General features: G+C 65.3%; 33 protein-coding genes and 1 pseudogene. 13 read left to right on the plus strand and 21 right to left on the minus strand.

Annotation, left to right across the window (positions count from 1 at the left end; genetic code table 11):
* Window positions 1-81: 81 nt before the first annotated feature.
* The gene (locus tag ELY13_RS00530; protein WP_126171936.1) at window positions 82-1,512 is read right to left on the minus strand and encodes an HD domain-containing phosphohydrolase; all 1,431 of its coding nucleotides are present in this window, start codon (window positions 1,510-1,512) and stop codon (window positions 82-84) included.
* On the opposite strand from ELY13_RS00530, the gene ELY13_RS00535 reads away from it, so the two are divergent.
* Window positions 1,511-2,827, plus strand: coding sequence for a cystathionine gamma-synthase family protein (locus tag ELY13_RS00535; RefSeq protein WP_126171937.1), 1,317 nt, complete (start codon window positions 1,511-1,513; stop codon window positions 2,825-2,827). The genes ELY13_RS00530 and ELY13_RS00535 overlap by 2 nt on opposite strands.
* Window positions 2,828-2,837: 10 nt before the next feature.
* On the opposite strand, the gene ELY13_RS00540 is transcribed toward ELY13_RS00535, so the two are convergent.
* Window positions 2,838-3,371 carry a J domain-containing protein gene (locus tag ELY13_RS00540; protein ID WP_126172219.1) on the minus strand — a complete coding sequence of 178 codons (534 nt, stop codon included), beginning with the start codon at window positions 3,369-3,371 and terminating at the stop codon, window positions 2,838-2,840.
* A gap of 156 nt (window positions 3,372-3,527) precedes the next feature.
* On the opposite strand from ELY13_RS00540, the gene ELY13_RS00545 reads away from it, so the two are divergent.
* Window positions 3,528-3,710: a hypothetical protein gene (locus ELY13_RS00545; RefSeq protein ID WP_126171938.1), complete on the plus strand. Its 183-nt coding sequence runs from the start codon at window positions 3,528-3,530 to the stop codon at window positions 3,708-3,710.
* Here ELY13_RS00545 and pal read toward each other — a convergent pair whose 3' ends face one another.
* From pal to hisB, 13 genes are all read right to left on the minus strand, one after another.
* Entirely contained in the window at window positions 3,711-4,229 is a 519-nt protein-coding gene (pal, locus tag ELY13_RS00550) for a peptidoglycan-associated lipoprotein Pal (RefSeq protein ID WP_126171939.1), read from the minus strand.
* A gap of 73 nt (window positions 4,230-4,302) precedes the next feature.
* On the minus strand, window positions 4,303-5,694 hold the full coding sequence (tolB, locus tag ELY13_RS00555) for a Tol-Pal system beta propeller repeat protein TolB (protein ID WP_126171940.1): 1,392 nt from the start codon (window positions 5,692-5,694) through the stop codon (window positions 4,303-4,305).
* Window positions 5,691-6,593 (minus strand): TonB C-terminal domain-containing protein, encoded by a 903-nt coding sequence (locus tag ELY13_RS00560; protein ID WP_126171941.1) that lies wholly within the window; start codon window positions 6,591-6,593, stop codon window positions 5,691-5,693. The genes tolB and ELY13_RS00560 overlap by 4 nt, the downstream gene beginning before the upstream one ends.
* Before the next feature lie 9 nt (window positions 6,594-6,602).
* Entirely contained in the window at window positions 6,603-7,046 is a 444-nt protein-coding gene (locus ELY13_RS00565; RefSeq protein ID WP_126171942.1) for an ExbD/TolR family protein, read from the minus strand.
* Window positions 7,046-7,747, minus strand: coding sequence for a protein TolQ (gene tolQ, locus ELY13_RS00570; protein ID WP_126171943.1), 702 nt, complete (start codon window positions 7,745-7,747; stop codon window positions 7,046-7,048). The genes ELY13_RS00565 and tolQ overlap by 1 nt, the downstream gene beginning before the upstream one ends.
* Complete coding sequence (locus ELY13_RS00575; protein ID WP_126171944.1) at window positions 7,744-8,205, minus strand: YbgC/FadM family acyl-CoA thioesterase; 462 nt, start codon at window positions 8,203-8,205, stop codon at window positions 7,744-7,746. Before ELY13_RS00575 ends, tolQ begins: the two co-directional genes overlap by 4 nt.
* A gap of 91 nt (window positions 8,206-8,296) precedes the next feature.
* Window positions 8,297-8,674 carry a histidine triad nucleotide-binding protein gene (locus tag ELY13_RS00580; RefSeq protein ID WP_126171945.1) on the minus strand — a complete coding sequence of 126 codons (378 nt, stop codon included), beginning with the start codon at window positions 8,672-8,674 and terminating at the stop codon, window positions 8,297-8,299.
* Entirely contained in the window at window positions 8,674-9,003 is a 330-nt protein-coding gene (locus ELY13_RS00585; protein WP_126171946.1) for a phosphoribosyl-ATP diphosphatase, read from the minus strand. The genes ELY13_RS00580 and ELY13_RS00585 overlap by 1 nt, the downstream gene beginning before the upstream one ends.
* Before the next feature lie 42 nt (window positions 9,004-9,045).
* On the minus strand, window positions 9,046-9,804 hold the full coding sequence (hisF, locus tag ELY13_RS00590; protein WP_126171947.1) for an imidazole glycerol phosphate synthase subunit HisF: 759 nt from the start codon (window positions 9,802-9,804) through the stop codon (window positions 9,046-9,048).
* Complete coding sequence (hisA, locus tag ELY13_RS00595) at window positions 9,801-10,538, minus strand: 1-(5-phosphoribosyl)-5-[(5-phosphoribosylamino)methylideneamino]imidazole-4-carboxamide isomerase (protein ID WP_126171948.1); 738 nt, start codon at window positions 10,536-10,538, stop codon at window positions 9,801-9,803. Before hisA ends, hisF begins: the two co-directional genes overlap by 4 nt.
* Window positions 10,539-10,558: 20 nt before the next feature.
* Window positions 10,559-11,695: a glycoside hydrolase family 130 protein gene (locus ELY13_RS00600; protein WP_126171949.1), complete on the minus strand. Its 1,137-nt coding sequence runs from the start codon at window positions 11,693-11,695 to the stop codon at window positions 10,559-10,561.
* A 59-nt stretch (window positions 11,696-11,754) separates the two neighbouring features.
* Window positions 11,755-12,384, minus strand: coding sequence for an imidazole glycerol phosphate synthase subunit HisH (gene hisH / locus ELY13_RS00605; protein WP_126171950.1), 630 nt, complete (start codon window positions 12,382-12,384; stop codon window positions 11,755-11,757).
* Window positions 12,384-12,977 carry an imidazoleglycerol-phosphate dehydratase HisB gene (hisB, locus tag ELY13_RS00610; RefSeq protein WP_126171951.1) on the minus strand — a complete coding sequence of 198 codons (594 nt, stop codon included), beginning with the start codon at window positions 12,975-12,977 and terminating at the stop codon, window positions 12,384-12,386. Before hisB ends, hisH begins: the two co-directional genes overlap by 1 nt.
* Window positions 12,978-13,074: 97 nt before the next feature.
* Here hisB and ELY13_RS00615 point away from each other — a divergent pair, with 97 nt between their 5' ends.
* From ELY13_RS00615 to gmk, 3 genes are read left to right on the plus strand one after another with little or no spacing between them, the layout of a single operon-like run.
* On the plus strand, window positions 13,075-13,587 hold the full coding sequence (locus ELY13_RS00615; protein ID WP_126171952.1) for an SspB family protein: 513 nt from the start codon (window positions 13,075-13,077) through the stop codon (window positions 13,585-13,587).
* A 43-nt stretch (window positions 13,588-13,630) separates the two neighbouring features.
* On the plus strand, window positions 13,631-14,038 hold the full coding sequence (locus ELY13_RS00620) for a hypothetical protein (RefSeq protein ID WP_126171953.1): 408 nt from the start codon (window positions 13,631-13,633) through the stop codon (window positions 14,036-14,038).
* A gap of 57 nt (window positions 14,039-14,095) precedes the next feature.
* Window positions 14,096-14,731 (plus strand): guanylate kinase, encoded by a 636-nt coding sequence (gene gmk, locus ELY13_RS00625; RefSeq protein ID WP_241233469.1) that lies wholly within the window; start codon window positions 14,096-14,098, stop codon window positions 14,729-14,731.
* Here gmk and ELY13_RS00630 read toward each other — a convergent pair.
* Together ELY13_RS00630 and ELY13_RS14885 are read right to left on the minus strand one after the other, a co-directional pair.
* Window positions 14,732-16,834 (minus strand): annotated as a pseudogene (locus ELY13_RS00630) (S8 family peptidase); the annotation flags it as partial.
* A gap of 43 nt (window positions 16,835-16,877) precedes the next feature.
* Window positions 16,878-17,159, minus strand: coding sequence for a hypothetical protein (locus ELY13_RS14885; RefSeq protein ID WP_164549665.1), 282 nt, complete (start codon window positions 17,157-17,159; stop codon window positions 16,878-16,880).
* A 246-nt stretch (window positions 17,160-17,405) separates the two neighbouring features.
* Between ELY13_RS14885 and dapD the strand changes: the two genes are divergently transcribed.
* The 5 genes from dapD to ELY13_RS00660 all read left to right on the plus strand — a co-directional run bounded on the left by dapD (window position 17,406) and on the right by ELY13_RS00660 (window position 19,786).
* Window positions 17,406-18,248, plus strand: a complete 843-nt coding sequence (gene dapD, locus ELY13_RS00640) for a 2,3,4,5-tetrahydropyridine-2,6-dicarboxylate N-succinyltransferase (protein ID WP_126171955.1) — start codon at window positions 17,406-17,408, stop codon at window positions 18,246-18,248.
* 91 nt (window positions 18,249-18,339) lie between these two features.
* Window positions 18,340-18,669, plus strand: a complete 330-nt coding sequence (locus ELY13_RS00645) for a hypothetical protein (RefSeq protein WP_126171956.1) — start codon at window positions 18,340-18,342, stop codon at window positions 18,667-18,669.
* A 19-nt stretch (window positions 18,670-18,688) separates the two neighbouring features.
* The gene (locus ELY13_RS00650) at window positions 18,689-18,892 is read left to right on the plus strand and encodes a DUF3008 family protein (RefSeq protein WP_126171957.1); all 204 of its coding nucleotides are present in this window, start codon (window positions 18,689-18,691) and stop codon (window positions 18,890-18,892) included.
* An 8-nt stretch (window positions 18,893-18,900) separates the two neighbouring features.
* Window positions 18,901-19,320 carry a DUF1810 domain-containing protein gene (locus ELY13_RS00655; protein WP_241233470.1) on the plus strand — a complete coding sequence of 140 codons (420 nt, stop codon included), beginning with the start codon at window positions 18,901-18,903 and terminating at the stop codon, window positions 19,318-19,320.
* Window positions 19,321-19,330: 10 nt separating this feature from the next.
* Window positions 19,331-19,786 (plus strand): DoxX family protein, encoded by a 456-nt coding sequence (locus ELY13_RS00660; protein ID WP_126171958.1) that lies wholly within the window; start codon window positions 19,331-19,333, stop codon window positions 19,784-19,786.
* On the opposite strand, the gene ELY13_RS00665 is transcribed toward ELY13_RS00660, so the two are convergent.
* On the minus strand, window positions 19,759-21,018 hold the full coding sequence (locus ELY13_RS00665) for a gallate dioxygenase (RefSeq protein WP_126171959.1): 1,260 nt from the start codon (window positions 21,016-21,018) through the stop codon (window positions 19,759-19,761). The genes ELY13_RS00660 and ELY13_RS00665 overlap by 28 nt on opposite strands.
* Window positions 21,019-21,138: 120 nt before the next feature.
* Window positions 21,139-21,726 carry a YbhB/YbcL family Raf kinase inhibitor-like protein gene (locus tag ELY13_RS00670; RefSeq protein WP_126171960.1) on the minus strand — a complete coding sequence of 196 codons (588 nt, stop codon included), beginning with the start codon at window positions 21,724-21,726 and terminating at the stop codon, window positions 21,139-21,141.
* Window positions 21,727-21,910: 184 nt separating this feature from the next.
* Here ELY13_RS00670 and ELY13_RS00675 point away from each other — a divergent pair, with 184 nt between their 5' ends.
* Together ELY13_RS00675 and ELY13_RS00680 are read left to right on the plus strand one after the other, a co-directional pair.
* Window positions 21,911-22,291 (plus strand): hypothetical protein, encoded by a 381-nt coding sequence (locus ELY13_RS00675; protein WP_126171961.1) that lies wholly within the window; start codon window positions 21,911-21,913, stop codon window positions 22,289-22,291.
* Window positions 22,292-22,369: 78 nt separating this feature from the next.
* The gene (locus ELY13_RS00680; protein ID WP_126171962.1) at window positions 22,370-23,944 is read left to right on the plus strand and encodes a bifunctional GNAT family N-acetyltransferase/carbon-nitrogen hydrolase family protein; all 1,575 of its coding nucleotides are present in this window, start codon (window positions 22,370-22,372) and stop codon (window positions 23,942-23,944) included.
* Window positions 23,945-23,977: 33 nt separating this feature from the next.
* Here ELY13_RS00680 and ELY13_RS00685 read toward each other — a convergent pair whose 3' ends face one another.
* Both ELY13_RS00685 and ELY13_RS00690 read right to left on the minus strand, forming a co-directional pair.
* A complete protein-coding gene (locus ELY13_RS00685) occupies window positions 23,978-24,190 on the minus strand; it encodes a hypothetical protein (protein WP_126171963.1) in 213 nt (70 codons plus the stop codon).
* Window positions 24,191-24,245: 55 nt separating this feature from the next.
* Window positions 24,246-24,452 carry a cold-shock protein gene (locus tag ELY13_RS00690; protein WP_126171964.1) on the minus strand — a complete coding sequence of 69 codons (207 nt, stop codon included), beginning with the start codon at window positions 24,450-24,452 and terminating at the stop codon, window positions 24,246-24,248.
* A gap of 281 nt (window positions 24,453-24,733) precedes the next feature.
* Here ELY13_RS00690 and ELY13_RS00695 point away from each other — a divergent pair, with 281 nt between their 5' ends.
* Window positions 24,734-25,159 (plus strand): OsmC family protein, encoded by a 426-nt coding sequence (locus tag ELY13_RS00695; RefSeq protein ID WP_126171965.1) that lies wholly within the window; start codon window positions 24,734-24,736, stop codon window positions 25,157-25,159.
* The last annotated feature ends 9 nt before the right edge of the window (window positions 25,160-25,168 follow it).

A 25,168-nucleotide genomic window follows, 5' to 3' on the forward strand; every position in this document is an offset into this window, starting at 1 on the left:
GGCAGATCCTGCGTACGGTCCGGGCAGGAGGCGAACAGCGGCGTGCAGATTGAGCGCCGGAGGCCGCCTGATCTGCCGATCCTATACCCACTGGGCTCCCATCTTCACGAGGCTGTCGATCTTCTCTTGCTCGATGCCCCAGGCAGCCGGGTCAGCCTCGGCGAGGATATCGCCCGAGCGACCGCCCCCCGCGACGATGAGTTCGGTGCGGGTAAACGTCCGCTCGCGGGTTGAATAGAAGGCCAGGACCTTCGGGCTTGTTCCGTACCGGCCGCCCTCAATGACGACGCCGAGCCGGTCCTTGCGCAGCTGAACGACGAGGCCGACCGGGAACACGCCGATGCTCAGCATGAACGCGAACAGGAGCTGCGGGTCGAAATGCCCGGTCCATTGCCGCATGCGGGTAATCGCTTCCACCGGCGGCCAGGCTTCCTTGTATGGGCGAATGGATGTCACGGCGTCGTAGACGTCGCAAATCGCTCCCATCCGTGCCTCCCGGCTGATCTGCTCTGCCTGGAGCCCGTAAGGATAGCCCGTCCCGTCAATCTTTTCGTGGTGGTGCTGGCACACGTCCAGCGCGACCGCCGGAAGGTTGTCCATCCCGCGCAGCAGCCGACAACCCTCCATCACATGGGTTTGCGCCAGCGCGAACTCCTCATCGGTCAACCGGCCCGGCTTGTGGAGCACGGCCGTGGGGATCAGCAGCTTGCCGATGTCATGCAGCAGGCCCGCCATCCCCAGATCTGCCGACGTTTGCCTGTCGAGCCCAAGCTGACGCGCGAGATTGATCATCAGCGCACAGACGGCAACGGAATGAAGATAGGTGTACTCGTCCCTCGCCTTGAGTCGCAGGACCGTGAGAAGAGCATCGCGATTGCCCTCGATCGAGGTAGCGACGTCTTCGACGACGGACAGGACGGCGGTGGACTGGATCGCCTTCCCAAGCCGCGCCGGGTCGAGAATTTCCCGCATTGCCTCCCTGGAACGGTCCAGGACCTGCATCGCCGCGGCGGTTTTCTCGTCCTGCGCGCGCACCCCGTCGGGCAAGGTCGCCGGTACCGCTTCCGCTTCCGCCGGGCGCGGCAAGTCGCAGCCTTTCGACGTGTCGATCAGGAGCGTTTCGACATTGCTGGCAAGCACCTTCGCCAGATCGCTTTCCCGCTGGAGCAGAAAACCGCGCTTCCAGAACGGGTGCCTGAACCACGACCCGTCGAAGGCGTGGATATGCATGCCTAGTCGGAGCTGATCGCGATGGATCCGTCTGAGCCTCGTGCCGCTTGTTTCCGCCGCCCCATTTGTGCGCGAGCCCAATATCCGCTGCTCCATCCCAAAACCGATGACGTCATTATAGACGCCTTCGTACGTGAGAGGACCATCTGGAAGAAACGGAAGAGAGCGGCAAGCCCCGCCGCCGGACACGGCACGCGCGCCAGCGGGCAGGCGCTGCCAATCGGTGGCACTTGTCTGAAGCATCTCGCCTCGCAGGCGGTCAGCGGTTACACTCGCAACCATGACCGATCCGATCGACACGCCGACTCCGCGGCGCAAGCCAAAGCCCGAAGTGACCACGCTTGGCGGGCGGGAGCTGAAGCCCTCCACACTGATGATGGGCTTTGGCTACGATCCTGCCTTGTCGGAAGGATCGCTGAAGCCGCCGATCTTCCTGACCAGCACCTTCGCCTTCGAAAGCGCGGAAGCCGGCAAGCGGCATTTTGAGCGGATCACGGGAGTGCGCGAAGGCGGCGCCGAAGGGCTGGTCTATTCCCGGTTCAACGGGCCCAACCAGGAAATTCTCGAGGACCGGCTCGGCATCTGGGACGGCGCGGAGGACGCGCTGGTGTTCTCATCCGGAATGTCCGCCATCGCCACGCTGCTGCTGGCCTGGTGCAGCGCGGGCGACGTGGTGGTTCATTCCGGTCCGCTTTACGCGGCGACCGAAGGGTTCATCGGGAAGGTTCTGGGCAAGTACGGCGTCACCTATCTCGATTTCCCGGCCGGGGCTTCGCGGGAGGAAATCGACTCGGTCATCGCCCGGGCGAAGGAGCAGGCGGCGCGGCAGGGCGGCAAGCTGGCGCTGGTCTATCTGGAAAGCCCGGCCAATCCCACCAACGCGCTGGTCGATATCGAGGCAGTCGCCGCCGCGCGCGATGCCGCCTTCGAAGGCGAGGAAGCCAGGCCGCCGGTCGCGATCGACAATACGTTCCTTGGGCCCTTGTGGCAAAGGCCGCTGAAGCACGGGGCGGACATCGTGGTCTATTCGCTGACCAAGTATGCCGGCGGGCATTCGGATCTCGTCGCCGGCGGGCTTTCCGGCAGCAAGGCGATGATGGACCCGATCCGCGCTTTGCGGAACACGATGGGCACGATCTGCGATCCCAACACCGCGTGGATGCTGCTGCGCAGCCTGGAAACGCTGGAAATTCGGATGGAAAAGGCCGGGCGCAACGCCGCGGCGGTCTGCGCTTTCCTGAAGGACCACCCGAAGGTGGACGGGCTCGGCTATCTCGGGATGATCGAGGATTCGCACCAGCAGGACATCTTCCGCCGCCATTGCACCGGAGCGGGCAGCACGTTCTCCCTGTTCGTGAAAGGCGGGGAGGCGGAGTCGTTCCGGTTCCTCGACTCGCTGTGCGTCGCCAAGCTGGCAGTCAGCCTTGGCGGAACCGAAACGCTCGCCAGCCATCCGGCGGCAATGACGCACTTGTCAGTCCCGGCGGAGCGCAAGCGGGCGCTGGGGATTACGGACAACCTCGTGAGGATCTCCATCGGGATCGAGGACGCGGGTGACCTGATCGCCGATTTCGATCAAGCTCTCGCGGCAGTCTAGCCGGGCTGCTTCAGCCCTTCCAGGTGCGCCGTTCCTCAGCCTGGCGGAGGACTTCGTAGGCCACCTGGTAGGCCTGGAACGCCTTGGCCGCTTCGGCATCGTTCGGGCGCACGTCGGGGTGGAGTTCCTTCGCCTTGGCGCGCCAGGCCTTCTTGATCGTTTCGAAGTCCACGTCGGATTCCAGGTCGAACACGCCAAGCGCGCGCATTTCATCGGCGCTGCGATTGCCGTCGCCCGGCCCCGCCCAGCCATAGTGCGATGCTTCGGCATAACCGGCGTTCTCGTTCCGCTCCGCCTTTTCGCGAGCTTGCGCCTCGGCCTTTTCAAGGCCCGCGAAATAGTCCCACCTCGAATTGTATTCGGCGGCGTGCTTCTGGCAGAAATGCCAACGTTCCGGGCTGTTCGGCGCCTTGGGTGCGGGGCAATTGCCCACATCGGTGCAGCCGTGCCGGTCGCACAGGCGCACGTTGGCTGCCTCGCGCCCGGATTCGTATCCACGCCAGCGGGGAAAGCCCCAGTCCATGGAACGGCCGGAGCGGCTCATGACAGGAATATCCGGGTCATTCGTGCCGATGTAGAGATCACACACGGCGCTGAAAAGGGAAGTTCCGATACAATTCGGACAAGCGGGTAAAGATTGGCTGCTTTGCAAACGCCGCCCAAGGGATTATCTGGCGCGCAACGCAAATCGAGAACTCCCATGAGCAAGCAGCTGACTCTCTCCGCCGTGCTCTCCGTCTGTGCGATGATGGCGTTCGTATCCGTTTTCGGCACCGAGGGGGCAACCCCCGCATGGAACGAAGCGGGCGCGGCGACCGAGATCGCCGCACCCATCGTGTCGGCCAAGCTGCCGGCGTTCCCGGCGTTCTTTACGCTCCAGTAACTACTCGACGACCACCGTCACCGCGCGGCGGTTGCGCGCCCAGGACGATTCGTTGGAGCCCAGCGCATCCGGGCGTTCCTTGCCGTAGCTGATCGTGGTCAGCCGGGTCGCCGGAATGCCCAGCCCGATCAGGTAGTTCTTCGCCGCGTTGGCCCGGCGTTCCCCAAGAGCGAGGTTGTATTCGCGCGTGCCGCGTTCATCGGCGTGGCCTTCCAGCCGGGCGCGGGCGTTCGGGTACTGCAGCAAATACTGCGCCTGCTGGCGCAGCGCGGCCGCGTCTTCGGCATCGACGTTGTACTGGTCGGTGTCGAAGTAGATCACGTCCCGCCCGCTCATCGCCTGGCGGAAGTGCCCCTGCGAGCCGGGAGCCATGCCGGGAGCCTGCGGCGCGGCGGCAACCGGGGCAGCGGTCTGAACCGGAGCAGCGGGAGGCGGCGGCAGTTGCTCCGGGGCTTTCTTGGAGCATGCGCCCAAGGCAAGCAGGCTCACGGCCGTAACGGTAACAGCAAGTCTTTTCATATCTTCCTCCTCCTCGTCAAAGTTCTGGTCCGACTTCCCGTCCCGTGACCTTTCCAGTCAATGCTCAACGCATTCAGGGCAAAACCGGTCCCCACGCCGGGTCCGATGCGCCCACCGGGGTCGGCAGGCGGCGCAAGTTGCTGCCGGTCAGATCGACTTGCCACAGGGATGTTTCACCTGAATTGGGCTGGGTCCGGAAGAACTGGACAATGCGGCCGTTGGGTGCCCAGGTCGGCGCTTCGTCCTGCCAGCCGTCGGTCAGGTGACGCATTCCGCGGCCGTTCGGGTTCATCACCGCGACTCGGAGGTTTCCGGCGACGTGCGTGAAGGCGATCTGGTCTCCGCGCGGGCTCCATTCCGGAGTAGCCGCGCGGCCGCCGAAGAAGCTCAAGCGCCGCTGGCCCGATCCATCGGCGCCCATCACGTAGATCTGCTGGCTGCCGGACCGGTCGCTTTCGAACACGATCTGCGATCCATCGGGGGAGTAGGACCCGCCGATGTCGATCCCCGGACTGTCGGTCAGCCGCACGCTACGCCCGCCGCCGACCGGCACGCGGTAGATGTCCGTGTTCCCCGCCACCGCCATCGAATAGAGGATGTAGCGCCCATCCGGTGACCAGCGGGGAGCGAGCGTCGGGTTCTCACTCCGCGTGACGAGCTGCTGCTTGCCCGTGCCGATATCGTAGATGTAGATGCTTGGATTGCCGTCGACATAGCTCAGATAGACGATCTGGCTGTAGTCGGGCGAATAGCGCGGGGTCAGCGCGGTTGCCTGGCCGTTGGTGATGAAGCGGTGGTTGGCTCCGTCCGAATCCATGATCGCCAGCCGCTTCACGCGCCGGTCTTTCGGGCCGGTCTCCGCGATGTAGGCGATCTTGCTGTCGAAGAACGGGCTTTCCCCGGACAAGCGCGAATAGACCAGGTCGGCGCACTTGTGCGCGGCCCGGCGCCACTCGGTAGGGGCAAACTCCCAGCCCTGCCGGACCAGCTCTTCCTGCAGCCGAACGTCGTAGAGATAGCAGCCGACCGTCAGGTTGCCGTTCGCCCCGGGACGGACATAGCCGTGGACCAGCATTTCAGCGGAACGCGCACCCCACGATCCCCACGCAGGCGACGTGATCTGGTCATAGGCGGGGCGCGGCAGGTTGTCGGGCCCGACCGGTTGAAACAAGCCGTTGAACCGCAAGTCGTTGTAGATGACCTGGGCGATTTCCTGGCCCAGCGCGGCGGTTCCCTGCGCATTGGCTGGGGTCGGCTGATCGCGGTTGGTGGCGAAGGCGGGGATCGCGATGCCGATATCCTGCCAGTTGCCTTCCGCCGAGACGGTGACCGACAGCCCTTCCTCTTCAAGCTCGGCAGCCGGGGCGGTCGGTGGAGGAGCCTCCGGCGCCAGCTGCGCGGCGGCGGGCGTGGCCGCCAGCAGCGCGGTGGAAAGCAGGGAAGCGAGAAAGAGAGATCGGGTCATTGGGAGAGCCTGTAATCGAAATTTGAGTTCACGACCTTCCAGCCGTCGTAATACTGTTCGGGCAAGTTGAACGGCGCGGCAAGGCGCACGGCGCGAACGGCCTGTTCTTCGTACCGGTCTTTCTGGGCCCGATTGCTATCGGTGACGCCGGTGGTCCGCACGATCTGGGGCGCGCCGCTGAGGCTGCCATCCCGGTTGAGCCGGAACCGCACCACCGTGACCAGCTTTTCCACGTCCACGCCGTCTGGCGGCGCCCAGTGCGGCTTCAACTGACGGCTGATCGCCTGGCCAAGCGATGCGCGCTCCGAAGGACCGATTTCCGAAGCCGGAGTGCCCTGTGCCTCGGCTCGCTCACTTGCGCCCACGCCTGCCAGAAAATCATCCCCGATCCGACTGCCGCCGCCCGTCGTCGGTTTCGGAGCGGGCTGCGCTTGCGAGCGGGCGGGAGTCTGCCTTGCCGGAGCCGCTGCGCGCGGCGCGGCGCTGGGCTTTGCGGTCGGCTGCGGCCGGGGTGCGGCCGTGGGACTGGGGCGCGGCGCGGGTCTGGGACTGGCGCGCGGCCTCGGAGGGGGCGGCGGAGGCGGCGCTCTCGGCGTCGGTGGGCTGACTTCCGGCACCGGGGCGGGTTCCGGCTGTGCAACGGGCGCTGGAGCGGGCGGAGCGGGTTCTGGCGCGAGGATCGGGGCGACCGCCGCCGGAGGCTCTGCCACCGGATCGGGCGCGGTCGAAGTGAGGCTGACTTCGTCCGCCAGGCTGACGGTCATCCGTTCCTGCTGCGGAACAGGCGGTTCGGGCGTCGACGGCTGAAGCAGGAGCACGCCCGCAAGGCCGACATGCGCTGCAACCGCGATGGCCAACCCGTAGCGTTCTTCCCGGCGAAGATTTGCGAGCGCTGCCATGGCTAGGGGCTATGGGGCTTCCGATGAACCGTTTGTGACCAGCGTTATGCTGTTGAACCCGGCGCGGTTGAGTTCACCCATCACCGCCATCACGCGGCCGTAATCGAGCGCGCGGTCAGCGCGCAGCGTAACCAGCGGGATCTGGCCGCCTTCGGGCTGGATCGCGGTGAGCGCTTGCGGAAATCCGCCGACCGGGACCTGATCCTCATCGATGAAGATGAACCCTTCCGCATCGATCGAGACGGTGATCTGGTCCGGTTCCTGGTCGATCGGGTTTGCCCGGCTGTCGGGCAGCTCCACTGGAACCCCCGACGCGAGCAGCGGGGCTGCGACCATGAAGATGATCAGCAGCACCAGCATCACATCGACCAGCGGGGTAACGTTGATTTCCGCCATCGGCGCGCGGCGGGACGAGCGGCCCCGGCGCGACGAATTGTGCAGGCCCATGGCCATCAGGCCCCCTCCAGTTCCCGGCTGATCTGCGCGTTCAGCCGATCGGCGAAGCGCTGGAGACGGGCCTCATACGCGTTCACCCTGTGGCTGAATCGGTTGTAGGCGATCACCGCCGGAATGGCTGCGAACAAGCCGATGGCGGTGGCGAACAGCGCTTCGGAAATGCCCGGCGCGACCACGGCAAGGGACGTGCTTTGCTGCTGCCCGATCTGGAAGAAGCTGTTCATGATGCCCCAGACGGTGCCGAACAAGCCGACGAACGGCGCGACCGATCCGGTCGTCGCCAGGAAGTTCAGCCGTTCGGACAAGGTATCCGCCTCGATCGCGACTTGCCCTTCCATCGCCAGTGCGACTCGGTGCCGGGTCGCCTCCCGGTCGATCTTCACTGCCTTGGTCGAACGCTCCAGCTCACTGATGCCGGATGCGGCGACTCGGGCAGACGGATTGTCGAGCCGCTTGCCCGCGATCAGTTTTTCCGGGTGCTCCGCCCGCCAGAATTCCTTTTCGAACGCGCCCGAGCGGCGGCGAAGCTGGGCGATTCGCATCGAGAAGCTGACGATGATCGTCCACGACCAGATGCTGGCGAGAAGCAGTCCGATCATGACCACCTGCACGACGATATCGGCATCGAGGAACAGTCCGACGGGATCGAGCCGGCCCGGGGTGGCGGTTGCGGCGGCAAGCAAGGAAAGAACAGTCATGCGCAGTCTTTATCCGGGGCAATGAGTATCTGGAATGCCTTTCTCCAACTTTCGGGTTGCCGCTTCGGGCGTCCGTCCGGTCCGAGGAAGCCGACGCGCACGTCTGCAGAAGCAATTGGCTCCCCGTCGCGCATGGCGGTTTGCCGCAAGCGGATGCTGGCGGCGCGAATTTCGAGCGCGCAGGTCTCCACGATCAGCACATCGTCTAGCCGCGCGGGCCGAAGATAGCGGATCGCCAGGTCCGCGACCGCATAGTGCCCTTCCCCGTCTTCAATCGCGGCGCGCTGATCGACGCCCAGCAGCCGCAGCATGTCGGACCGCCCCCGCTCAAACCAGCGGAGATAGCCTGCGTGATAAGCGATCCCCGAAAGATCGGTGTCTTCGTAATAGACGCGCACCGGGAAGAGATGGAGCCGCCCTTCGAACGATCCGCCCGGCGGCGTGGGAGATGTGGTCATTGCGCGCACTCTTAACGGAGCGGAGAGACCACTGGCAAGCGCGGCCGGGCCGACGGGTGGCGCCCGAACGACGGACGCCTCCGGAGTGTCCTCAGGCAGCGATCATCCGGCCGAGCGGTTTTCCGCCAAACAGGTGCACGTGGAGGTGCGGCACTTCCTGCCCGGCGTCCTTCCCGACGTTGGCCAGCAAGCGGTAGCCGGGCTGGACGAGCCCGTTGTCCCGCGCAACCTTCCCGACGGCGCGGACAAACCCGGCGATCTCATCCGCGCCGGCACGCTGGGAGAAGTCATCCCAGCTGACGTAAGACCCCTTGGGGATCACGAGGATGTGCTGCGGCGCCTGCGGCGCAATGTCGTGGAAGGCGAGCGACCACTCATCCTCATAGGCCTTGTTGCACGGTATTTCGCCGCGCAGGATCTTGGCGAAGATGTTCTGGTCATCGTAGGGCTGAGCCGGGTCGATTGCCATCATGCGTCCCCTGAAGTGTTTTTCCGGGCGGCTTTTTCGGCGAGGCCGGATGTACCTTCGCGCCGGTCGAGTTCGGCCAGCACATCGGCCAGCGGGATGTCCTTCGCGCCCAGCAGGACCATCAGGTGGAACAGGACGTCCGCCGCTTCACCGATCAGTTCCTCGCGGTTGCCGGAAAGGGAGGCGATTACCGTTTCGACCGCTTCCTCCCCCAGCTTGCGGGCGATTACCGGCAGGCCGCGGGCGTTAAGCTGGGCGACGTAGCTGGATTCCGGCGCGGCGGCGCGGCGTTCGGCGATCGTGGTTTCGAGGCGGGAGAGCGTGTCCATGCGGGTATCGGTACGCCGGGCCCCGGGCGCGTTCAACCGTCATTAGCCTCGGGCGGGCAGTCCGGCCGCTCTCAAGGCTGCGTGGGCTTCGGCGACGCTGTGGGTGCCGAAGTGAAAGATCGAGGCAGCGAGCACCGCGCTCGCATGGCCTTGCGTCACTCCTTCGACCAGGTGATCGAGGGTGCCGACCCCGCCGCTGGCGACGACGGGCACGCTGACCCGGTCCGCAATCGCGCGGGTGAGCGCCAGGTCGTATCCGGCTTTCGTCCCGTCGCCGTCCATGGAGGTGACGAGCAATTCGCCCGCGCCCAGTTCCGCCAGCCGCACGGCATGTTCGACCGCGTCGATCCCGGTTGCGCGGCGGCCGCCGTGGGTGAAGATTTCCCATCCTTCGCCGGAGCGGCGCGCGTCGACCGAGGCGACCACGCACTGGTTGCCGAATCGCGCCGCGATTTCGGCCACCACTTCGGGCCGGGAAACCGCCGCGCTGTTGACCGCGACCTTGTCCGCGCCCGCGAGAAGCAGCGCGCGGGCATCCCCCACGGAGCGAACCCCGCCGCCGACCGTCAGCGGCATGAAGCACACCGCCGCCGTGCGCCGGACGATGTCGAGCAAGGTCCCGCGCCCTTCATGGCTGGCGGAAATATCCAGGAAGCACAATTCGTCCGCCCCGGCGGCATCGTAGGCCTGGGCTTGTTCGACCGGGTCGCCTGCGTCCTTCAGGTCCACGAAGTTGACGCCCTTCACCACGCGGCCGTTGGCCACATCGAGGCAGGGGATCACGCGGACGCGGACGGTCATGGCTGGGCGACCCGCCCGGCGACTTGCAGCGCTTCGGCCAGATCCAGCCGTCCATCGTACAGCGCGCGGCCGGTAATCACTCCTTCGATGCCGTCCTTCTCATGAGGCACCAGCTGTTCGATGTCCGCGATCCACGCCACGCCGCCGCTGGCGATCACCGGCAGGTCGGTGCTGCGGGCAAGCTCCACCGTCGCTTCGACGTTGCAGCCTTTCAGAAGCCCGTCGCGGCCGATGTCGGTGAACAGCAGCGCGGCAACGCCTGCATCCTCGAACCGTTTGGCCATCTCCGCCACGGGGACGTCGGAAACTTCGGCCCAGCCCGCGGTCGCGACCATTCCATCGCGCGCATCGACCGCAACGACGATCTGGTTTGGAAAGGCGCGGGCCATGGCGCGGACGAATTCCGGATCGGTCAGCGCAGCAGTGCCGATAACGATCCGGGCGACGCCCAGCGCGATCCAGCCTTCAACCGCCTTGGCATCGCGAATCCCGCCGCCAAGCTGGATGGAGCCGGGGAACCGGCCGACGATTGCTTCCACCGCGGCGCGGTTGCGGCTTTCGCCAGCGAACGCGCCGTCGAGATCCACCACGTGGAGATGGCTTGCCCCGGACTGCGCAAACAGCGCGGCCTGGGCCGCCGGGTCATCCCCGTAGACGGTGGCGCGGTTCATGTCCCCTTCGGCCAGGCGAACCACCTGGCCGGCTTTCAAGTCGATGGCGGGAAAGACGATCATGGCACCGCGCCTAGCAGCGGTCAGGCCGGCTTGAAAGCGTCCTTCGGCAGGTGCGTGATCCGGCAGGCAAGCTCCGCTTCGCCGCTGGCGACGATGAAGTGATCCTCCCGCTCCACGATACCGGTGGTGAAGACGATGCCGGACAGGATCGCGCTGTCGTCCAGCGGGCGAGTCAGGTCCGGGTTCGGCTCCATCAGCGGGGGATGCTGGGTGGCGATGCATTCCCATGGCCGTTCGGGATGGAGCAGCGACCAGTACGTGCGGTAGATGCCGACCAGCCCGTGCGGCTCCGCCCCGTGCCACAGCGTCAGCCAGCCGCGCTGGCCCGCGATCTCCGTCATGATCGGCGGAGTGCCGCCGCCGATCCGCGCCGTATCCTTGGTGAAGGCGTGCGGGCGGATGCCGGGGTGGAGGCACGGCTGCCAGTGGAGCGCATCCGGACTGGCCGCGAGGTTGATCGACGGGCCGGGGCGGTATTCACAGTCTGGCGAATAGGCGTACCAGGATTCGCCCAGTGGCCGGGTCTGCGCCCAGTACTTGCCATCGATCAGCCCTTCGAACAGGGCCATGTCGGTGTTCTGGTGATCGAGCACGATCCCCTGGAAGTCCCAGTCGAGTCCATTTTCGGACATATAGAGCGTGACCGATTGCCGTTCCGGGCTGACGGAGCCGGTCGTCATCCAGTACCGCCCCTCGATCCGACTGATCCGCGGATCTTCGATGCCAAAGCTTTGCCAGCTGCCCTCAGGCGCGATGGTCTTGTCATAGTGGATCGCGACCACATCGAGCCCATCGGCGCTCAGTTCCACCGGCAGGAGCCAGGACAGCGACGTGGGCACCACCACTTTCCATCCGGCCGAATGGAGCACGAACCGGCGCGGATCGGCGGTGTCGGCCAGTTCCAGCGGCCAGGCGTCGAGCGTGTAGCCCGCATCGGCATCCCAGCGGATCGCGTGGACCTTGCCTCCGTGGATCGGCTTTTTCAGCCCTTCGGCTACGCGGACCATCAGCAGCAGGTTGCCGCTGGGCAGCACCGTCAACCCGGGATTGAACGCGCCGAGCACGCGGGTTTCTGCTTCGATCGTCCCGGCCAGCGGGCTTTTCGATATGTCGATGGCGTCCGGGGTGATGACCAGCCGGTCAACGGGAAAGCTCATGACCGCTTCGTCTCCTTCTTTGGGGGGAGACGGCTATTCAGCGGCGCGGGTTCCCCAAGCTAGGGCTTCCACTCCAGGAACCGCTCCAGCAGGCTGATGCCGTAGCGCTGGCTTTTTTCCGGGTGAAACTGCACGCCGAGCATGGTGTCGCGGGCCACGGCGGCCACAAGGCCGCCGCCGTGGTCGGTCATTGCCGCCACGTCGTGCCCGTCTTCAGCCACGAAATGATAGGAATGGAGGAAATAGGCTTCCCCCGGCTCGATCAGTTCGGCCCCGTCGTGGTGCGGCATCTGGGCGACGTCGTTCCAGCCCATGTGCGGCACCTTGATTGCCGGGTCGGTCCGCTCAATCGGGTGGACCTCCCCCGAAATCCAGCCGAGCCCGTCGGTCGCGCCGTGCTCGAAGCCCCGGTCGGCCAGCAACTGCATGCCGACGCAGATGCCGAGGAACGGCACGCCGCCCTTCATCACCCGCTCTTCCATCGCTTCGACAAGGCCGGAAATCGCCTTCAGCCCTTGCGCGCAGGCGCGGAACGATCCGACGCCGGGCAGTACGATGCGCTCAGCCCCCCGAACGATCTCCGGATCGGCGGTGACGGCGATGCGCTGCGCGCCGGCCGCCTTCAGTGCGTTGTGGACCGAATGGAGGTTGCCCGCGCCGTAATCGATCAGGGCGATTGCTTCGGACATCAGCCGCCCAGCTGTCCCTTGGTGGACGGAATGGCCCCTGCCTTGCGCGGGTCCAGTTCCACCGCCGTGCGCATCGCGCGGGCGAATCCCTTGTAGATCGCTTCGCAGACGTGATGGTTGTTCTGACCGTAGAGCAGCTGGACGTGCAGCGTGATCCCGGCAGCCTGCGCCACGGAATGGAACCAGTGTTCAACCAGTTCGGTGTCCCATGCGCCGAGCTTTTCCTGCGTGAAACGGGCCTTCCACACGAGGTAGGGCCGCCCGGAAATGTCCAGCGCGACGCGGGCCAGCGTTTCGTCCATCGGGGAATAGGCGCTGCCGTAGCGGCCGATCCCGGCCTTGTCGCCCAGTGCTTGGTCCAGCGCCTGGCCCAGCGCGATCGCGCTGTCTTCCGTGGTGTGGTGCTGATCGATGTGCAGATCGCCCTTCACCTTCAGCGTGACGTCGATCAGCGAATGGCGGGAGAACTGTTCCACCATGTGATCGAGAAAGCCGATCCCGGTTTCGATATCGTACCGGCCCGTCCCATCGAGGTTCACCTCGACAAGGATGTCGGTTTCACTGGTCTTGCGAGCAATCCGGCCGGTGCGCATGCGTAGCGCCTATAGGCAAGCGGCCGGGGGAATCAACGGCTTGCGAAAAATGCGTTTGCGCTTGACCGGCCGCGGCCCGGACGGCACTTGTCAGCGCATGAGCGAGACGCCCGACAGCCTGATCCCCTATGACGAGATCGTCCAGGAAGCGCTGCGCGCCGTGGTCGGCCGCGTGCTGGGCGAAGTAGAGCGCGGCGGCGGGAGCCTGCCGGGCAACCACCACTTCTACATCACTTTCAAGACTGGCGCGGTGGGCGTTTCGATTCCCCCGCACCTGCGCGAACGCTTTCCCGATGAGATGACGATCGTCCTGCAGAACAAGTTCTGGGATCTCAACGTCGCGGAAGACGGGTTCTCCGTCGGGCTCAGCTTCAACCAGATGCCGTCCAAGCTGCAGATACCCTTTTCCGCGATCACCGCCTTCGTCGATCCGGCAGTGGATTTCGGACTGCAGTTCCAGGCCGTTGCCACCGACATCGAACCCGCGCGGCACGAAGATGCGGAGAACGACGTCCGCAGGACCGGGGCGGAACAGGTTTCCGACCCATCCGTTGCGGAAAGGAACGATGGCTCGAATGTCGTGGAAGTCGATTTCGGGCGCAAGAAGTAGCAGCCGGCCGGCCCTTCGCCGCCCCGGCGGGAAGGAGCATCACGTGGCCAAGGAATCGAACAGGCAGGCTGCCGAGGAAATCAAGCACAAGCACAAGAAGCCGGGCAACGAACCCGGCGTCCCGGGGCCGAGCACGAATCCCGCGACCAACCTGCTGATTGCGGACATCATCATGCGGGCAAGTTCCTACGTCGTACGCGGGACCTTGCAGAAGACGCTGCTGAAGCGCCGCTACAGCGAGCACGGGGCGAAGAAGATCGTCCAGGGGCGCAGCATCTCCAGCAAGCTGGCCACGGTCGCGCTGGCGAAGATGGCAACCAAGTCCGTGCCCGGTGCCGTTCTCGTCGGTGGCGGCATCCTTGCCAAGTCGATCTTCGATCGCAGCATTAAGTCTCACAAGGCAAAGCGGCAGGGCGACCGTGAGCTGGCGGAAACGGCGAAGAACGCCTGACCGGCCTTTTTTGCCGGCCCCCTTGATCTGACCCCCGCCCCTGCGGCAACAGCGGGCATGACCAGACCCGAACCGCTGCTCCGCCGGGGCCTCATGTTCATTCTTTCCTCGCCTTCGGGCGCCGGGAAAACCACGATTGCGCGCAAGCTGCTGCAGGCGGAAGAGAACCTGCGGATGTCGGTCTCGGTCACCACCCGGCCGATGCGCCCGGGCGAAATCGACGGGCGGGACTACCACTTTGTGGACTGTGCGACGTTCGACCGGATGGTGGAAGACGACGCTTTCCTGGAATATGCTGAGGTGTTCGGCCATTCCTACGGCACCCCCCGCGCCCAGATCCGCGACGGAATGAAGCAGGGCGACGATTACATCTTCGATATCGACTGGCAGGGTACGCAGCAGCTGTACCAGCGCGCGCAGCACGACGTCGTGCGTGTGTTCCTGCTACCGCCGAGCATCGAGGCATTGGAAGCGCGCCTGCGCGCCCGGGCCACGGATGCAGAGGACGTGATCGTGGGACGGATGGCCCGCGCCCGCGCGGAAATCAGCCACTGGGATGCTTACGATTACGTCGTGGTCAACGACGATATCGAGGAGTGCTTCACCAAGGTGCGGATGATCCTGGAAGCCGAACGGATGCGCCGCGCCCGCCAGACCGGCCTGATCGATTTCGTCCGCGGGCTGATGCGCTGATCAGAACCTCCCGAACCAGCGCAGCGCCACGCCGGTATCGTCCGGCGCCTGCTGATAATGCCCTGGCTCATGCCGGTAGAACAGGCTGGCAGAACCGAAGCCGGCCAGCAACGGACCGCGCCAGCCCAGTTCCCCGGTGATCTCCCGCCCCTGCGGCGCAAGCGAAAGGCTGCGCACGCCGTAAGTCGGCGTTAGCGTGCGGTAATCCCACGCCACCGGCAGGCTAAGATTGAGTCCGCCGCTTTCGACCCGAAGCGGCTGGCTGAGCCGCAGGCCAATCGCATCCTGGCTGGAAAACAGGCCCTGCCGTTCGATATCAGCCGACCATGCGCGGCTGGTCACATGGGACCCATCGGCGACCGATCCGCCGCTTGCCGCCACTGTCCATCCCTGCCGCAGCGCCCCGCCGAGCCGCCAGTTGCCCGCAAACCGCCAGTTCGCCTGAGCGTCGGCAAACAGCGTCCGCGCGCCGCCGATGCCCAGCGAGTCCTGGAACTGCGCGCCAAGTACGGTTCCGTTTTCCTCCATCCACGTCAGGCCGAGCGCGGTTCGAACGCCGCCGAGGTCGCGGTCCAGGCCAAAGGCGAAGCTGCGTACGGCGTCACGGTCGGGGTCCCGCTCCCAATCGCGTAGCGGGTCGTGGAGGTTTGTCTGATCGTCGCTGTCGAAGGTCCGCCCGCTTTCCGCGCTCAGACTGAGGCCCCACGATCCGAGCTGATGCCGGACTGCAAAGGCGGCATCGCGGCTGCGGGCCATCCCGTCATCCCCACTCGCGTTGCCGGCGATCAGGAAAGCCGGGCGGTCCTGACCTTGCAGTTGGGCGACCAGCCCGTCCGCACTTTCGGCGAATGCAAACCCGACCTTCGTTTCGGGCGAGACCCGCAGCGCCACACGGGCGGCGAGGACGCGCGCGGCTTCCGCATCGTCCCGGTTCAGGCGGAGGCGATCGATCTGCGGGACGGCGGCGGCGCGTCCGCGGCCATCGATGGTAAAGGCAAGCGAGGCGTTCTGATTGCCAAAAGCGACATGGCGCGTCTGCCCGCCGAGGGCGGCACCCAGCCGCTGCCTTTGTTGCGCCCCGCGCATGGCTGGGCCGAAATCGACGTCAAAGGCCCGGGCGTACTTGTCGAGCACGACCGTGGGCAACGACGCACCGCTCAGCGCATCGCCCATCGCTTCCGATCCGGTGCCGACTGTGCCGGTCAGCGGGACCGCCGTGGTGCTTCCGGCCAGCGACGTTGTTCCGAGCGGCGAAAACGCCTGCGCCAGATCGAGGATACCGCGCCCGTAGATTGCATCGGCCCCGGCGTCTCCCGCGTCGCGTGCGGATTCGAGCAGGATTTCGACGATCTGCTGGCCGGTCAGGCGCGGAAAGGCTTGCGCCAGCAGCGCCGCGGCGCCCGAAACTTGCGGCGCGGAGAAGCTCGTCCCGGAAAAGACGTAAGCGTACCCTTCCGCATTGATATAGATCGAGCCGTCTTCATAGACGCAGCAGACATCCTCACCGCGCGCAGTGATGAAGACATTTTCATACCCTCGCGCCTTGTTGCTGAAGGAGGAGATCTGCCCGTTCTCATCCACCGAACCGACGATGATCACGCCCGGTCCGGCGTAATTGTATAGCGACGACGCAAACTCGCCGGGCGTGTCCGTCCCTTCGTTGCCTGAGGCAATAACGACCACTGCCCCTGCGTTGATCGCGTTGCGGATCGCGCTGCCGACCTGGGTACCGACCCCTCCATCTCCGCCGAGCGAAAGGTTGATCACTTTCGCGCCGCTGGAAACTGCATAGTTCACCGACTTGGCGATTGCGCTCTCGGTAAACTCGCAGTCCTCCTCCTCGGAGGGATTCGCCCGGTCAGCGGCGCAGGTGCCGGGAGTATCCGCCCGCAGCGCAAGCACGGTCGATTGCCAGGCCATGCCCAGCACGCCGGAACCGTTGCGGGCCGCGGCCGCGACCAGCGCGACGTTGGTGCCGTGGTCGTCGGTGGCATCGAGGCCGCGGCCGCTCTGATCCGAATAAATGTCGCGCGACAAGGGAGACAGGCGGCCGGCGAATTCCGGGCTGTCTACGTCGATCCCGGTATCGACCACTGCGACGGTTACGTCCTGGCCGGTCCACCCGCTGGACCAGGCGACGGTCGCGTTATGTTGCGCAGGACCATCCGACCGGCGGAATTCCGCGGTGTTGTAGTCCGTCGGGGTCGTAGGAGTGGGAGTGGGAGTAGGAGTGGGAGTGGGAGTAGGTGTAGGTGTAGGTGTAGGTGTAGGTGTAGGTGTAGGTGTAGGCGTAGGCGTCGGTGTCGGTGTCGGCACAGGCGTGGGCGTCGGTGGCGGAGTTGGTGCAGGCGCAGGAACAGGCGTCGGGGATGGAGCCGGGGCCGGAACGGGCGTGCTGATCGGACCGCCGTCGCTGCCGCCGCCGCAAGCGGCCAGCAGCGCGAGCGGGAACAGCGCCACCGTGCCGGACAAGCGTGAACGAAGGGAACCGAGTTCGATCATGAAACCTCTGACGCACGGGGCAGTCACTGCTGCCGCACAAGAGTTGGCGCAAATAAGGTACTGAAATTGACGCAGACCTTAACCGCCGTCGAGTACGGTGTTCCACGCACCCTTGCCGCCTCTGCCGCTTCGCGCTACCCGCGCAGCCTGCCCCATCAGCCTTGGAAGACCTATGACCAGCCAGGATCTCGAAGCCGCAATCGAAGCCGCGTGGGAAACCCGCGACCAGGTTAACCCCGGCAGCATCGAGGTGCGCGAGCCGGTGGACGCGGCGCTGGAGCTGCTGGATTCCGGCAGCGCCCGGGTGGCCGAACCCGACGGGCAAGGCGGCTGGAAGGTCAACCAGTGGCTGAAGAAGGCCGTGCTCTTGTCCTTCCGCCTGCACGACAACCGGGTTGTGGAAAGCGGATCGGCCGGTGCGCCCGCGTTCGACAAGGTGTCGTCAAAGTTCGCCGGCTGGGGCGAAAACCGCTTCCGCGAGGCGGGTTTTCGCGTGGTGCCCGGCGCGGTTGCGCGGCGTGGCAGCTTCATCGGGCGCGGCGTCGTGCTGATGCCCAGCTTCGTCAACATCGGGGCCTATGTCGATGAAGGAACCATGGTCGATACCTGGGCCACTGTCGGCAGCTGCGCGCAAATCGGCAAGAACGTGCACATCTCCGGCGGCGCCGGCATTGGCGGCGTGCTTGAGCCGCTGCAAGCCGGACCCGTGGTGATCGAGGACGGAGCCTTCATCGGCGCCCGGTCCGAAGTGGCCGAGGGTGTGAGGGTCGGCCAAGGGGCGGTGCTTTCGATGGGTGTTTATCTGGGCGCATCGACCAAGATCGTCGACCGCGCGACGGGCGAGGTCCATGTGGGCGCGGTTCCGCCTTATGCGGTCGTCGTGCCGGGCACGCTGCCCGGCAAGCCGCTGCCGGACGGCTCCCCGGGGCCGTCGCTCTATTGCGCGGTGATCGTCAAGACGGTCGATGCCCAGACGCGGGCCAAGACCGGGATCAACGATCTTCTGCGCGACTGACGCTGGGCGCGTGGCGGAACATTCGCGGGTCCAAACCGTAGTTTTCGCACCAGCCCGGAAGGGCGAACGAAAGCTGCGGGAGCGATAATCCATGGAATCTGAGCGCCACGAGACCCACGTCCAGCCTGACGCGGCGCGCGCTGCCTCTACGCCCCATGTCGTGCGGTGGATCCTGGCCATCGGCTTGTTCCTGGCGATCGCAGCGCTCACCATCATCTGGGTGACAGGGGCTGCCACGCAGGGAGACACCGAGGAGCACCGGAACGTTGCGAGCCAGATCCGCGACGATGAGACCGATGATGCGCGGATCATCCTGAGCGACGACGCGGCCGAAATCCAGGGCGCACCCGAAGTTGTCGATACACCGGAAGGCGGCAGCGACGTGATCGTCAATGAGAGCGAGCCCGCCCTCGTCGAGTAAGCTGGAAGGAGGCGGAGCGATGCCGGCCCAGTCCAAGGCCCAGCAGATGGCGGCAGGCATCGCCTTGTCAGCCAAGCGCGGCGAAACCAAGGTTTCGGATCTTAAAGGCGCGTCCAAGAGCATGTACGATTCCATGTCGGAGGACGAGCTGGAGGATCTTGCCAGCACGGACCGCGAGGACAAGCCGTACCACAAGGACGATAGCGACAAGGACGGGAGTTAAAGCAGCCGGTGCCCGGGCTTGACCGCTTCATGGAGGCGCAGGACGCCCACGGCACTTACGCAAAGGCGCTGGCCGAACTGCGCGAGGGGCACAAGCGCAGCCACTGGATGTGGTTTGTGTTCCCGCAGATTGCCGGGCTCGGTCGCAGCTCAACGGCGCAATTCTTCGCCATAGCGGATCGTCCGGAAGCTCAGGCCTATTCCGCCCATCCCGTGCTCGCTCCGCGGCTGGCCGAATGCACCGGCGCGGTGCTCGAATGGGCCGGGAAACGCGACCTCGAGGCCATTTTCGGGTCAATCGACGCGCTGAAATTCCAAAGCTCGATGACGCTGTTCGAAGCCGTCACGCCGGCACCCAGCCCATTCGGCCAAGCCCTTGATGAGTTTTGCGGAGGCGAGCGCGACCCGGCGACACTGGAGCGCTTGTGAAATCGGGCGCATGAAACCAGGCGCAGGTGGGCGCGCCGGCCTCGTCTTCCTGCGCTGGCTGCTTGGTCTGCTTTATCTTGCTGCCGGGGCTCTGCACCTTATCATGCCCGATCCGTTCCTGCGCATCACCCCCGGATGGGTGCCGGAGCCGGAAGCCGTCATCCGCCTGACGGGCCTGGCCGAGCTGCTCGGCGCGGCGGCGCTGCTGCAGCCGTGGTCGATGCACTTGCGCAAGGCCGGCGGAATCGGACTGGCGCTCTACGCGCTGTTCGTCTGGCCCGCCAACATCCACCACATGATGCTGGACATGGCGCGCCCGGATCACGGCTGGCGCATGGCCTATCACATCCCGCGGATGCTGCTTCAGCCGGTGCTGATCTGGCTGGCGCTGCGGGTCGGCGGGGTGACGCGGTGGCCCCGCCGCCGAAGCACAAGCGATCAGTCGCCCTTGCCGCCCACACCATAGGTGATTGCGGCGTTGCGGGTCTTCTGGAAGTCCTCCACGCTCATCCCCTTCATCGCGGCGTAGATGTGGATGTTGCCCACGCCGGTCACCGCCCCCAGCTTTTCCAGCATGAAGAAGATCACCCCGTGGTGGATCATCCCGATCCAGTCGCGGCGGCGGATCAGGTCGCGTTCCTCGTCGGTCAGGTCGGCTTCGGCCAGGCAGGCCTCCTCATCCTCCTTGAACTTCTTGCGGACCTTGGGATCGATCAGCGAGTGGAGGAAGTGGTTCATCCGGAAGCCCTGGACCGACCGTTCGATGGTGAAGGGATACGTGCCTTCCAGATCTTCCGCGCCGTTCCAGTCCCATTCCATGCGTTCGCGCAGGGCTTCGTCGCTTTCGCGCGGGGGCTGCTCAGGCTTTTCTTCGAAGATCATCGTCGCGATCGGTGTCATCGACGGCAGGAAATAGGCCTTGTGCGTGACTTCGACGTCTTCCGACAAGGCGCCGCGCATCATCAGCCACATCACCACCTCGGCCCCTTCCCAGCCGCCGCGCTTCGCCAGCTCCGCGATCGGGTAATCGAGCAGGCTTTCCGGATCCTTTTCCAGCCGGTCCATGAATTCATGGTCCCAATCGGGATTGTTGAACCCGCACCCTTCCCCGTGGACCTGGTGCGAAAGCCCGCCCGTGCCGGCGATCGCCACCTTGATGTCTTCCGGATAGGACTGGATCGCCCGGCGCAGCGACTTGCCGAACTTCCAGAACCGGCGGGCAGACGGCAGCGGCACGGTCAGCACGCCGCAGACGATCGGCAGCAGCCTGGTGGCCCAGCCCTTGTCGTCGTGATCGACCATCACCGACAGCGGCGAAAACGCGCCGTGGTCCAGGTTCTTGCCCTGAAAGTAGGACAAGTCGAATTCATCGGCGACCATGGCCTTGGCAATGTGCTGCGCCAGCTTGGGATCTCCCGCGATTGCCGGGATATCGCGCGGGCCGCCGCCTTCGTCCGCCGGACCGTAGCTTTCCCCCACACCCAGCGCGAAGTGGCTGTAGTGTTCGAAGAAGGCGGTCATGTGATCGTTGTAGATATAGACCAGCACGTCCGGCTTCTTGTCGCGGAACCACTCCTGCACCGGCTCATAGCCTTCGAAGATCGGCTTCCACACCGGATCGTCGAACTTCTTCGCGTCCTTGGCGAAGGCGATGGTCGGGGTATGGGATGTGGCGATGCCGCCTACGATTTTGGCCATGGGTGATCGTCTTCCTCTTCCGGGCGCGCTTCCTTGCGCACTATTGGGGCGTTTCTTGCCACGGATGTTCTATGCGAACCAAACCTATTCTTCCGCCTTGATCCCGGTCAACCGGGCTGATCAATCATCCTCGAGGTCGTCTTCTTCCGGACGGCGTTCGTAGGTGCCTGTCAGCACCGCCGCGGCGACCACGTGGCCTTCGATTTCCTTGAGCAGATCTCCGCGTCCGGCACCCGGCATCAGGGTCAGCGGCTTGTCGATGGCGAACAGCTGGAACACATAATCGTGCGAGCCGTGGCCCGTCGGCGGATCGGGCAACAGCCACTCGGAATTGAGGAAGGAATTCTTGCCCACCCGCGGCGGGGTTTCCCCTTCCAGCAACATGCCGCGTCCCGGGCTCAGACCCCAGACCAGCCAATGACAGAACGGTTCAGGCGCGGGCGCGTCCGGGTCTTCGACGATCAGCACCATTTCCTGCGCGCCTGCAGGCGGAGCGGTCCACTCCAGCGGGGGAGCCACAGCGTCTTCCTCATCGGCGGTAAAGGACGGGTCCAGTTCCTCCCCGTCCTTGAACGCCGGAGAAGACAACGCAAAGCCGCCCACGTGCAGCCGGTCTTCCGAGCCGAGGCGGGCGATGGCGAGCTTGCCGTGGCCGGCGCGCTGGTTCTTCAACGCCTTGCCGAGCCATGCGGGAATGTGTTCGAGCATGATGACTCCTTGTTCGTTTCTGTCGCGCTCTTTCCCGATGGGACACCAGCGCGCGCGGGATGCCTGCCTGAGGCTCCCGCATACCGTCTTGCATAACACCTATGCCTGTCGGCGGGAGCCGTTCCTGTCGCGGATGCGTTCGGATTGCACAAGCCGGACAGGAAAGATTGCAAGGAGGAAAGAGATGGCAGGCAAGCCGATCGGCGGCTGGAAGCTACCGCGGGACGAGCGCGCGCGGCTGCTGGAGCGGTTTCCGCCGCGCTACGCCACCCCGGTGGCCGATCACGTCACCTTCAAGCCGGGTCCCGGAAACGCTTCGCCGCCGAAGACCGATCACTGCGTGCTCGTCGGCCGCGCGGACGACGGCGAGGGAGTGGAAGCGATGGTGGTCGCGATCCACGGTTCCACCGACCGGCCGGACGGCAGCACCTGGCATATCACATGGTCTCTCGATCCTGGACGTAAGGCCAAGGAAAGCAACGATGTGATCGCGGCATCGGGGTGGAAGCCGGTGGAGGGGGAAATCCGCATTCCGCTGGAATGGTCGGTCTGGCACCCGGGCTGATCGGCGCACCGCCCTTCCCGGCACCCTTCCCGGCCGCCTTGCGTGGACTTGGGGCAATCAGCCCCTATATGCCCCCGCATGCGCACAAATCAGGCAAAGCTCGTCATCCGCCAGGCGAAACCCGCGGATGCTTCCGCGATCGTCCGGCTCACCGCCAAGGTCTATGGCAAGCCGCAGGCTTACACCGCCGCCCAGATCCGCGGCCAGATCAACCATTTTCCCGCCGGGCAGTTCGTGGCCGAGTACGAAGGCACGATCGTCGGCTATTGCGCGACGATGATCGCCCCGCACGAGGTCGCGTTCGCCCCGCACACCTGGGCTGAGATCACCGGGCAAGGCTATGCCACCCGCCATGACGAGAACGGAGACGTGCTCTATGGGATCGAAGTCTGCGTCGATCCCGATTGCCGACGGTTGCGCATCGGCCAGCGGTTCTACCGCAAGCGGCAGGAATTGTGCCGTCACTTCGAACTGAAGGGGATCGCTTTCGGCGGGCGGATGCCCGGATACCAGCGGCGGCAGAAGAATTTTCCGGATCCGCAGGCTTATGTCGATGCCGTGCTGGACAAGCAGGTGCGTGACCAGGTCATCAATTTCCAGCTCAACCAGGGATACCAACCCCGCGGCGTGCTGAAGAACTACGATCTGACCGACCGCGCCAGCGGCGGCCACGCACTGCTGATGTTCTGGGAGAACCCCCTTGCGCCCGATGAAAGCGACCGGTCCGGGCGCGGCCCCGGAGCGCGCCTTCCGGCATCCGTGCGCGTGGCCACCGTCCAGTTCATGATGCGGCGGATCACGCAGATCGAGGAGTTCGAGCAGCAAGTCGAATACTGGACCGATGTTGCCTCGGACTACGAAGCGGACTTCGTCACCTTCCCGGAACTGTTCACGCTGGAACTGCTGTCGATCCCGGACAAGCCGCTGCCGCCCGCCGAGGCGATCGAGAAAGTGGCCGACTATACCGAGCGGTTTGTCGCGTTCATGGAAAAGCTGGCTGTCAGCTATAACATCAACATCGTTGGCGGATCGCACCCGACCCGGATGCCGAACGGGGACATCCGCAACATCGCCTATGTCTTCCTGCGCGACGGCGCGGTCTACCGGCAGGAAAAGCTCCACCCCACTCCGTCGGAACGGCGCTGGTGGAACATCAAGGGCGGCTACGGCGCGGACGCGATCCCGACCGACTGCGGCCCGATCGGGGTGATGATCTGCTACGATAGCGAATTTCCCGAACTGGCCCGCCATCTGGTCAACCAAGGGGCGATGATCCTGTTCGTACCCTTCTGCACCGATGAGCGGCGGGGTTACCTGCGCGTGCGCTACTGCTCACAAGCCCGAGCGGTGGAGAACCAGTGCTACGTCGTGACTTCGGGCGTAGTGGGGAACATCCCCAACGTGGAGAACATGGACATCCACTACGCCGAAAGCGCGATCCTGACGCCGTCCGACTTTCCGTTCGCCCGTGACGGCGTGGCAGCCGACACGGCGCCGAATACGGAAACGATCGCGATTGCCGACTTGTCGCTCAGCGCGCTTCTGACGGCGCGGCAAAGCGGGGCGGTGCAGAACCTCAAGGACCGCCGCTTCGACCTTTATCGGGTCGAATGGAAAGACAACGTGCCGGACGTCACCCAGCCCGTCCATTAGGGCCGGGTCAGCAAAGGGCGGCAAGTAGGACGTTCAGCTGTCCAGTTGCTCTGCCGCGCGGCGTTCCTCCTTTTCGCGGGCGGTGGTCACGCGCTCCTGCTCGATCGACGAGGCGCGATCGGCCATCTGCCGCCACGCGGCTTCCGACCGGAGCGCGCGGTCGCGGACATTGGTCAGCTTCGCCGCTGACGCTTCGCCGGCGGATTCGTCGGCGCGGGCGGTGTAGAATTCAAACGATTGGCTCATGTCTTACCTCACGAAAATGGATCCGGGCACGGCGAACCGTGCCCGGAATCTGGACTCAGGCGCTGGCGAGGTTGATCGCTGATTCCCGGCCGTTGCGGCCGCGCTCCACTTCGTAGGAGACGCGCTGCTCACGCTCGAGCGTCGCCATTCCGGCCGCCTGAACGGCGGTGATGTGGACGAAGCTGTCGTCGCCGCCGTCTTCGGGCTGGATGAAGCCATAGCCCTTGTCCGCGTTGAAGAATTTGACTGTGCCGATCGGCATGGGTGCTTCCTTTCGAGAAACAGTAGTTTCGCGGCCGCAACGTGCGGTCGCGGGTCGTGCGTCAAGTCGTCCGATGAAAGGAAGTCGTCGTCAGGGCACCGCCCGAAAGCAGAACGCAATGCGCCGAAGTCCGTCGCAAATTTCGACGTCAGCGGCCCGGGTGTACCACGCATTGTCCCGGCGTCCTAATCAGGCGCCGAATGTGTCTGCGCCGGAGTTCCTGCCGCATGGAACCCCGTGGCCGCTCAGGCGCTGGCACAAAAGCCACCAAGGAGAATTCGATGACGACCAACACCGCCACTGCGCGCTATGAGGGCCTGGGCAAGGACGGCAAAGGCCACGTCCGCACGAAATCCGGCGTGCTCGATGCCGCATACGGCTTCGGCACCCGCTTCGAAGGCAAGCCGGGCACCAATCCGGAGGAAATGATCGCCGCCGCCCACGCCAGCTGCTTCACGATGGCGACCAGCTTCGCGCTGGCCAAGGCTGGGCATTCCGATGGCACCCTGGAAACCACCTGCCGGATTGCGCTGGACCAGCAAGACGATGGCTTCGCCGTCACGAAGTCGGAGCTTTCGCTAACCGCCCGCATTCCCGGGATCGACCAGGCCGAGTTCGAAAAACTGGCGCAGGGCGCAAAGGCCGGCTGCCCGATCTCCAAGCTGCTGAATTGCGAGATCACGCTCGAAACAACCCTGGAAGGCTGAGCCTTTCGG

Source organism: Altericroceibacterium xinjiangense (assembly GCF_003958635.1).
Taxonomy (GTDB): Bacteria; Pseudomonadota; Alphaproteobacteria; order Sphingomonadales; family Sphingomonadaceae; genus Altericroceibacterium_A; species Altericroceibacterium_A xinjiangense.

Coding starts and splice junctions, on each gene's coding strand:
- ELY13_RS00535 (WP_126171937.1), top strand. CDS start 1,511: ATGACCGATCCGATCGACACGCCGACTCCGCGGCGCAAGCCAAAGCCC.
- ELY13_RS00530 (WP_126171936.1), bottom strand. CDS start 1,512: ATGGTTGCGAGTGTAACCGCTGACCGCCTGCGAGGCGAGATGCTTCAG.
- ELY13_RS00540 (WP_126172219.1), bottom strand. CDS start 3,371: ATGAGCCGCTCCGGCCGTTCCATGGACTGGGGCTTTCCCCGCTGGCGT.
- ELY13_RS00545 (WP_126171938.1), top strand. CDS start 3,528: ATGAGCAAGCAGCTGACTCTCTCCGCCGTGCTCTCCGTCTGTGCGATG.
- pal (WP_126171939.1), bottom strand. CDS start 4,229: ATGAAAAGACTTGCTGTTACCGTTACGGCCGTGAGCCTGCTTGCCTTG.
- tolB (WP_126171940.1), bottom strand. CDS start 5,694: ATGACCCGATCTCTCTTTCTCGCTTCCCTGCTTTCCACCGCGCTGCTG.
- ELY13_RS00560 (WP_126171941.1), bottom strand. CDS start 6,593: ATGGCAGCGCTCGCAAATCTTCGCCGGGAAGAACGCTACGGGTTGGCC.
- ELY13_RS00565 (WP_126171942.1), bottom strand. CDS start 7,046: ATGGCCATGGGCCTGCACAATTCGTCGCGCCGGGGCCGCTCGTCCCGC.
- tolQ (WP_126171943.1), bottom strand. CDS start 7,747: ATGACTGTTCTTTCCTTGCTTGCCGCCGCAACCGCCACCCCGGGCCGG.
- ELY13_RS00575 (WP_126171944.1), bottom strand. CDS start 8,205: ATGACCACATCTCCCACGCCGCCGGGCGGATCGTTCGAAGGGCGGCTC.
- ELY13_RS00580 (WP_126171945.1), bottom strand. CDS start 8,674: ATGGCAATCGACCCGGCTCAGCCCTACGATGACCAGAACATCTTCGCC.
- ELY13_RS00585 (WP_126171946.1), bottom strand. CDS start 9,003: ATGGACACGCTCTCCCGCCTCGAAACCACGATCGCCGAACGCCGCGCC.
- hisF (WP_126171947.1), bottom strand. CDS start 9,804: ATGACCGTCCGCGTCCGCGTGATCCCCTGCCTCGATGTGGCCAACGGC.
- hisA (WP_126171948.1), bottom strand. CDS start 10,538: ATGATCGTCTTTCCCGCCATCGACTTGAAAGCCGGCCAGGTGGTTCGC.
- ELY13_RS00600 (WP_126171949.1), bottom strand. CDS start 11,695: ATGAGCTTTCCCGTTGACCGGCTGGTCATCACCCCGGACGCCATCGAC.
- hisH (WP_126171950.1), bottom strand. CDS start 12,384: ATGTCCGAAGCAATCGCCCTGATCGATTACGGCGCGGGCAACCTCCAT.
- hisB (WP_126171951.1), bottom strand. CDS start 12,977: ATGCGCACCGGCCGGATTGCTCGCAAGACCAGTGAAACCGACATCCTT.
- ELY13_RS00615 (WP_126171952.1), top strand. CDS start 13,075: ATGAGCGAGACGCCCGACAGCCTGATCCCCTATGACGAGATCGTCCAG.
- gmk (WP_241233469.1), top strand. CDS start 14,096: ATGACCAGACCCGAACCGCTGCTCCGCCGGGGCCTCATGTTCATTCTT.
- dapD (WP_126171955.1), top strand. CDS start 17,406: ATGACCAGCCAGGATCTCGAAGCCGCAATCGAAGCCGCGTGGGAAACC.
- ELY13_RS00645 (WP_126171956.1), top strand. CDS start 18,340: ATGGAATCTGAGCGCCACGAGACCCACGTCCAGCCTGACGCGGCGCGC.
- ELY13_RS00650 (WP_126171957.1), top strand. CDS start 18,689: ATGCCGGCCCAGTCCAAGGCCCAGCAGATGGCGGCAGGCATCGCCTTG.
- ELY13_RS00660 (WP_126171958.1), top strand. CDS start 19,331: ATGAAACCAGGCGCAGGTGGGCGCGCCGGCCTCGTCTTCCTGCGCTGG.
- ELY13_RS00665 (WP_126171959.1), bottom strand. CDS start 21,018: ATGGCCAAAATCGTAGGCGGCATCGCCACATCCCATACCCCGACCATC.
- ELY13_RS00670 (WP_126171960.1), bottom strand. CDS start 21,726: ATGCTCGAACACATTCCCGCATGGCTCGGCAAGGCGTTGAAGAACCAG.
- ELY13_RS00675 (WP_126171961.1), top strand. CDS start 21,911: ATGGCAGGCAAGCCGATCGGCGGCTGGAAGCTACCGCGGGACGAGCGC.
- ELY13_RS00680 (WP_126171962.1), top strand. CDS start 22,370: ATGCGCACAAATCAGGCAAAGCTCGTCATCCGCCAGGCGAAACCCGCG.
- ELY13_RS00685 (WP_126171963.1), bottom strand. CDS start 24,190: ATGAGCCAATCGTTTGAATTCTACACCGCCCGCGCCGACGAATCCGCC.
- ELY13_RS00690 (WP_126171964.1), bottom strand. CDS start 24,452: ATGCCGATCGGCACAGTCAAATTCTTCAACGCGGACAAGGGCTATGGC.
- ELY13_RS00695 (WP_126171965.1), top strand. CDS start 24,734: ATGACGACCAACACCGCCACTGCGCGCTATGAGGGCCTGGGCAAGGAC.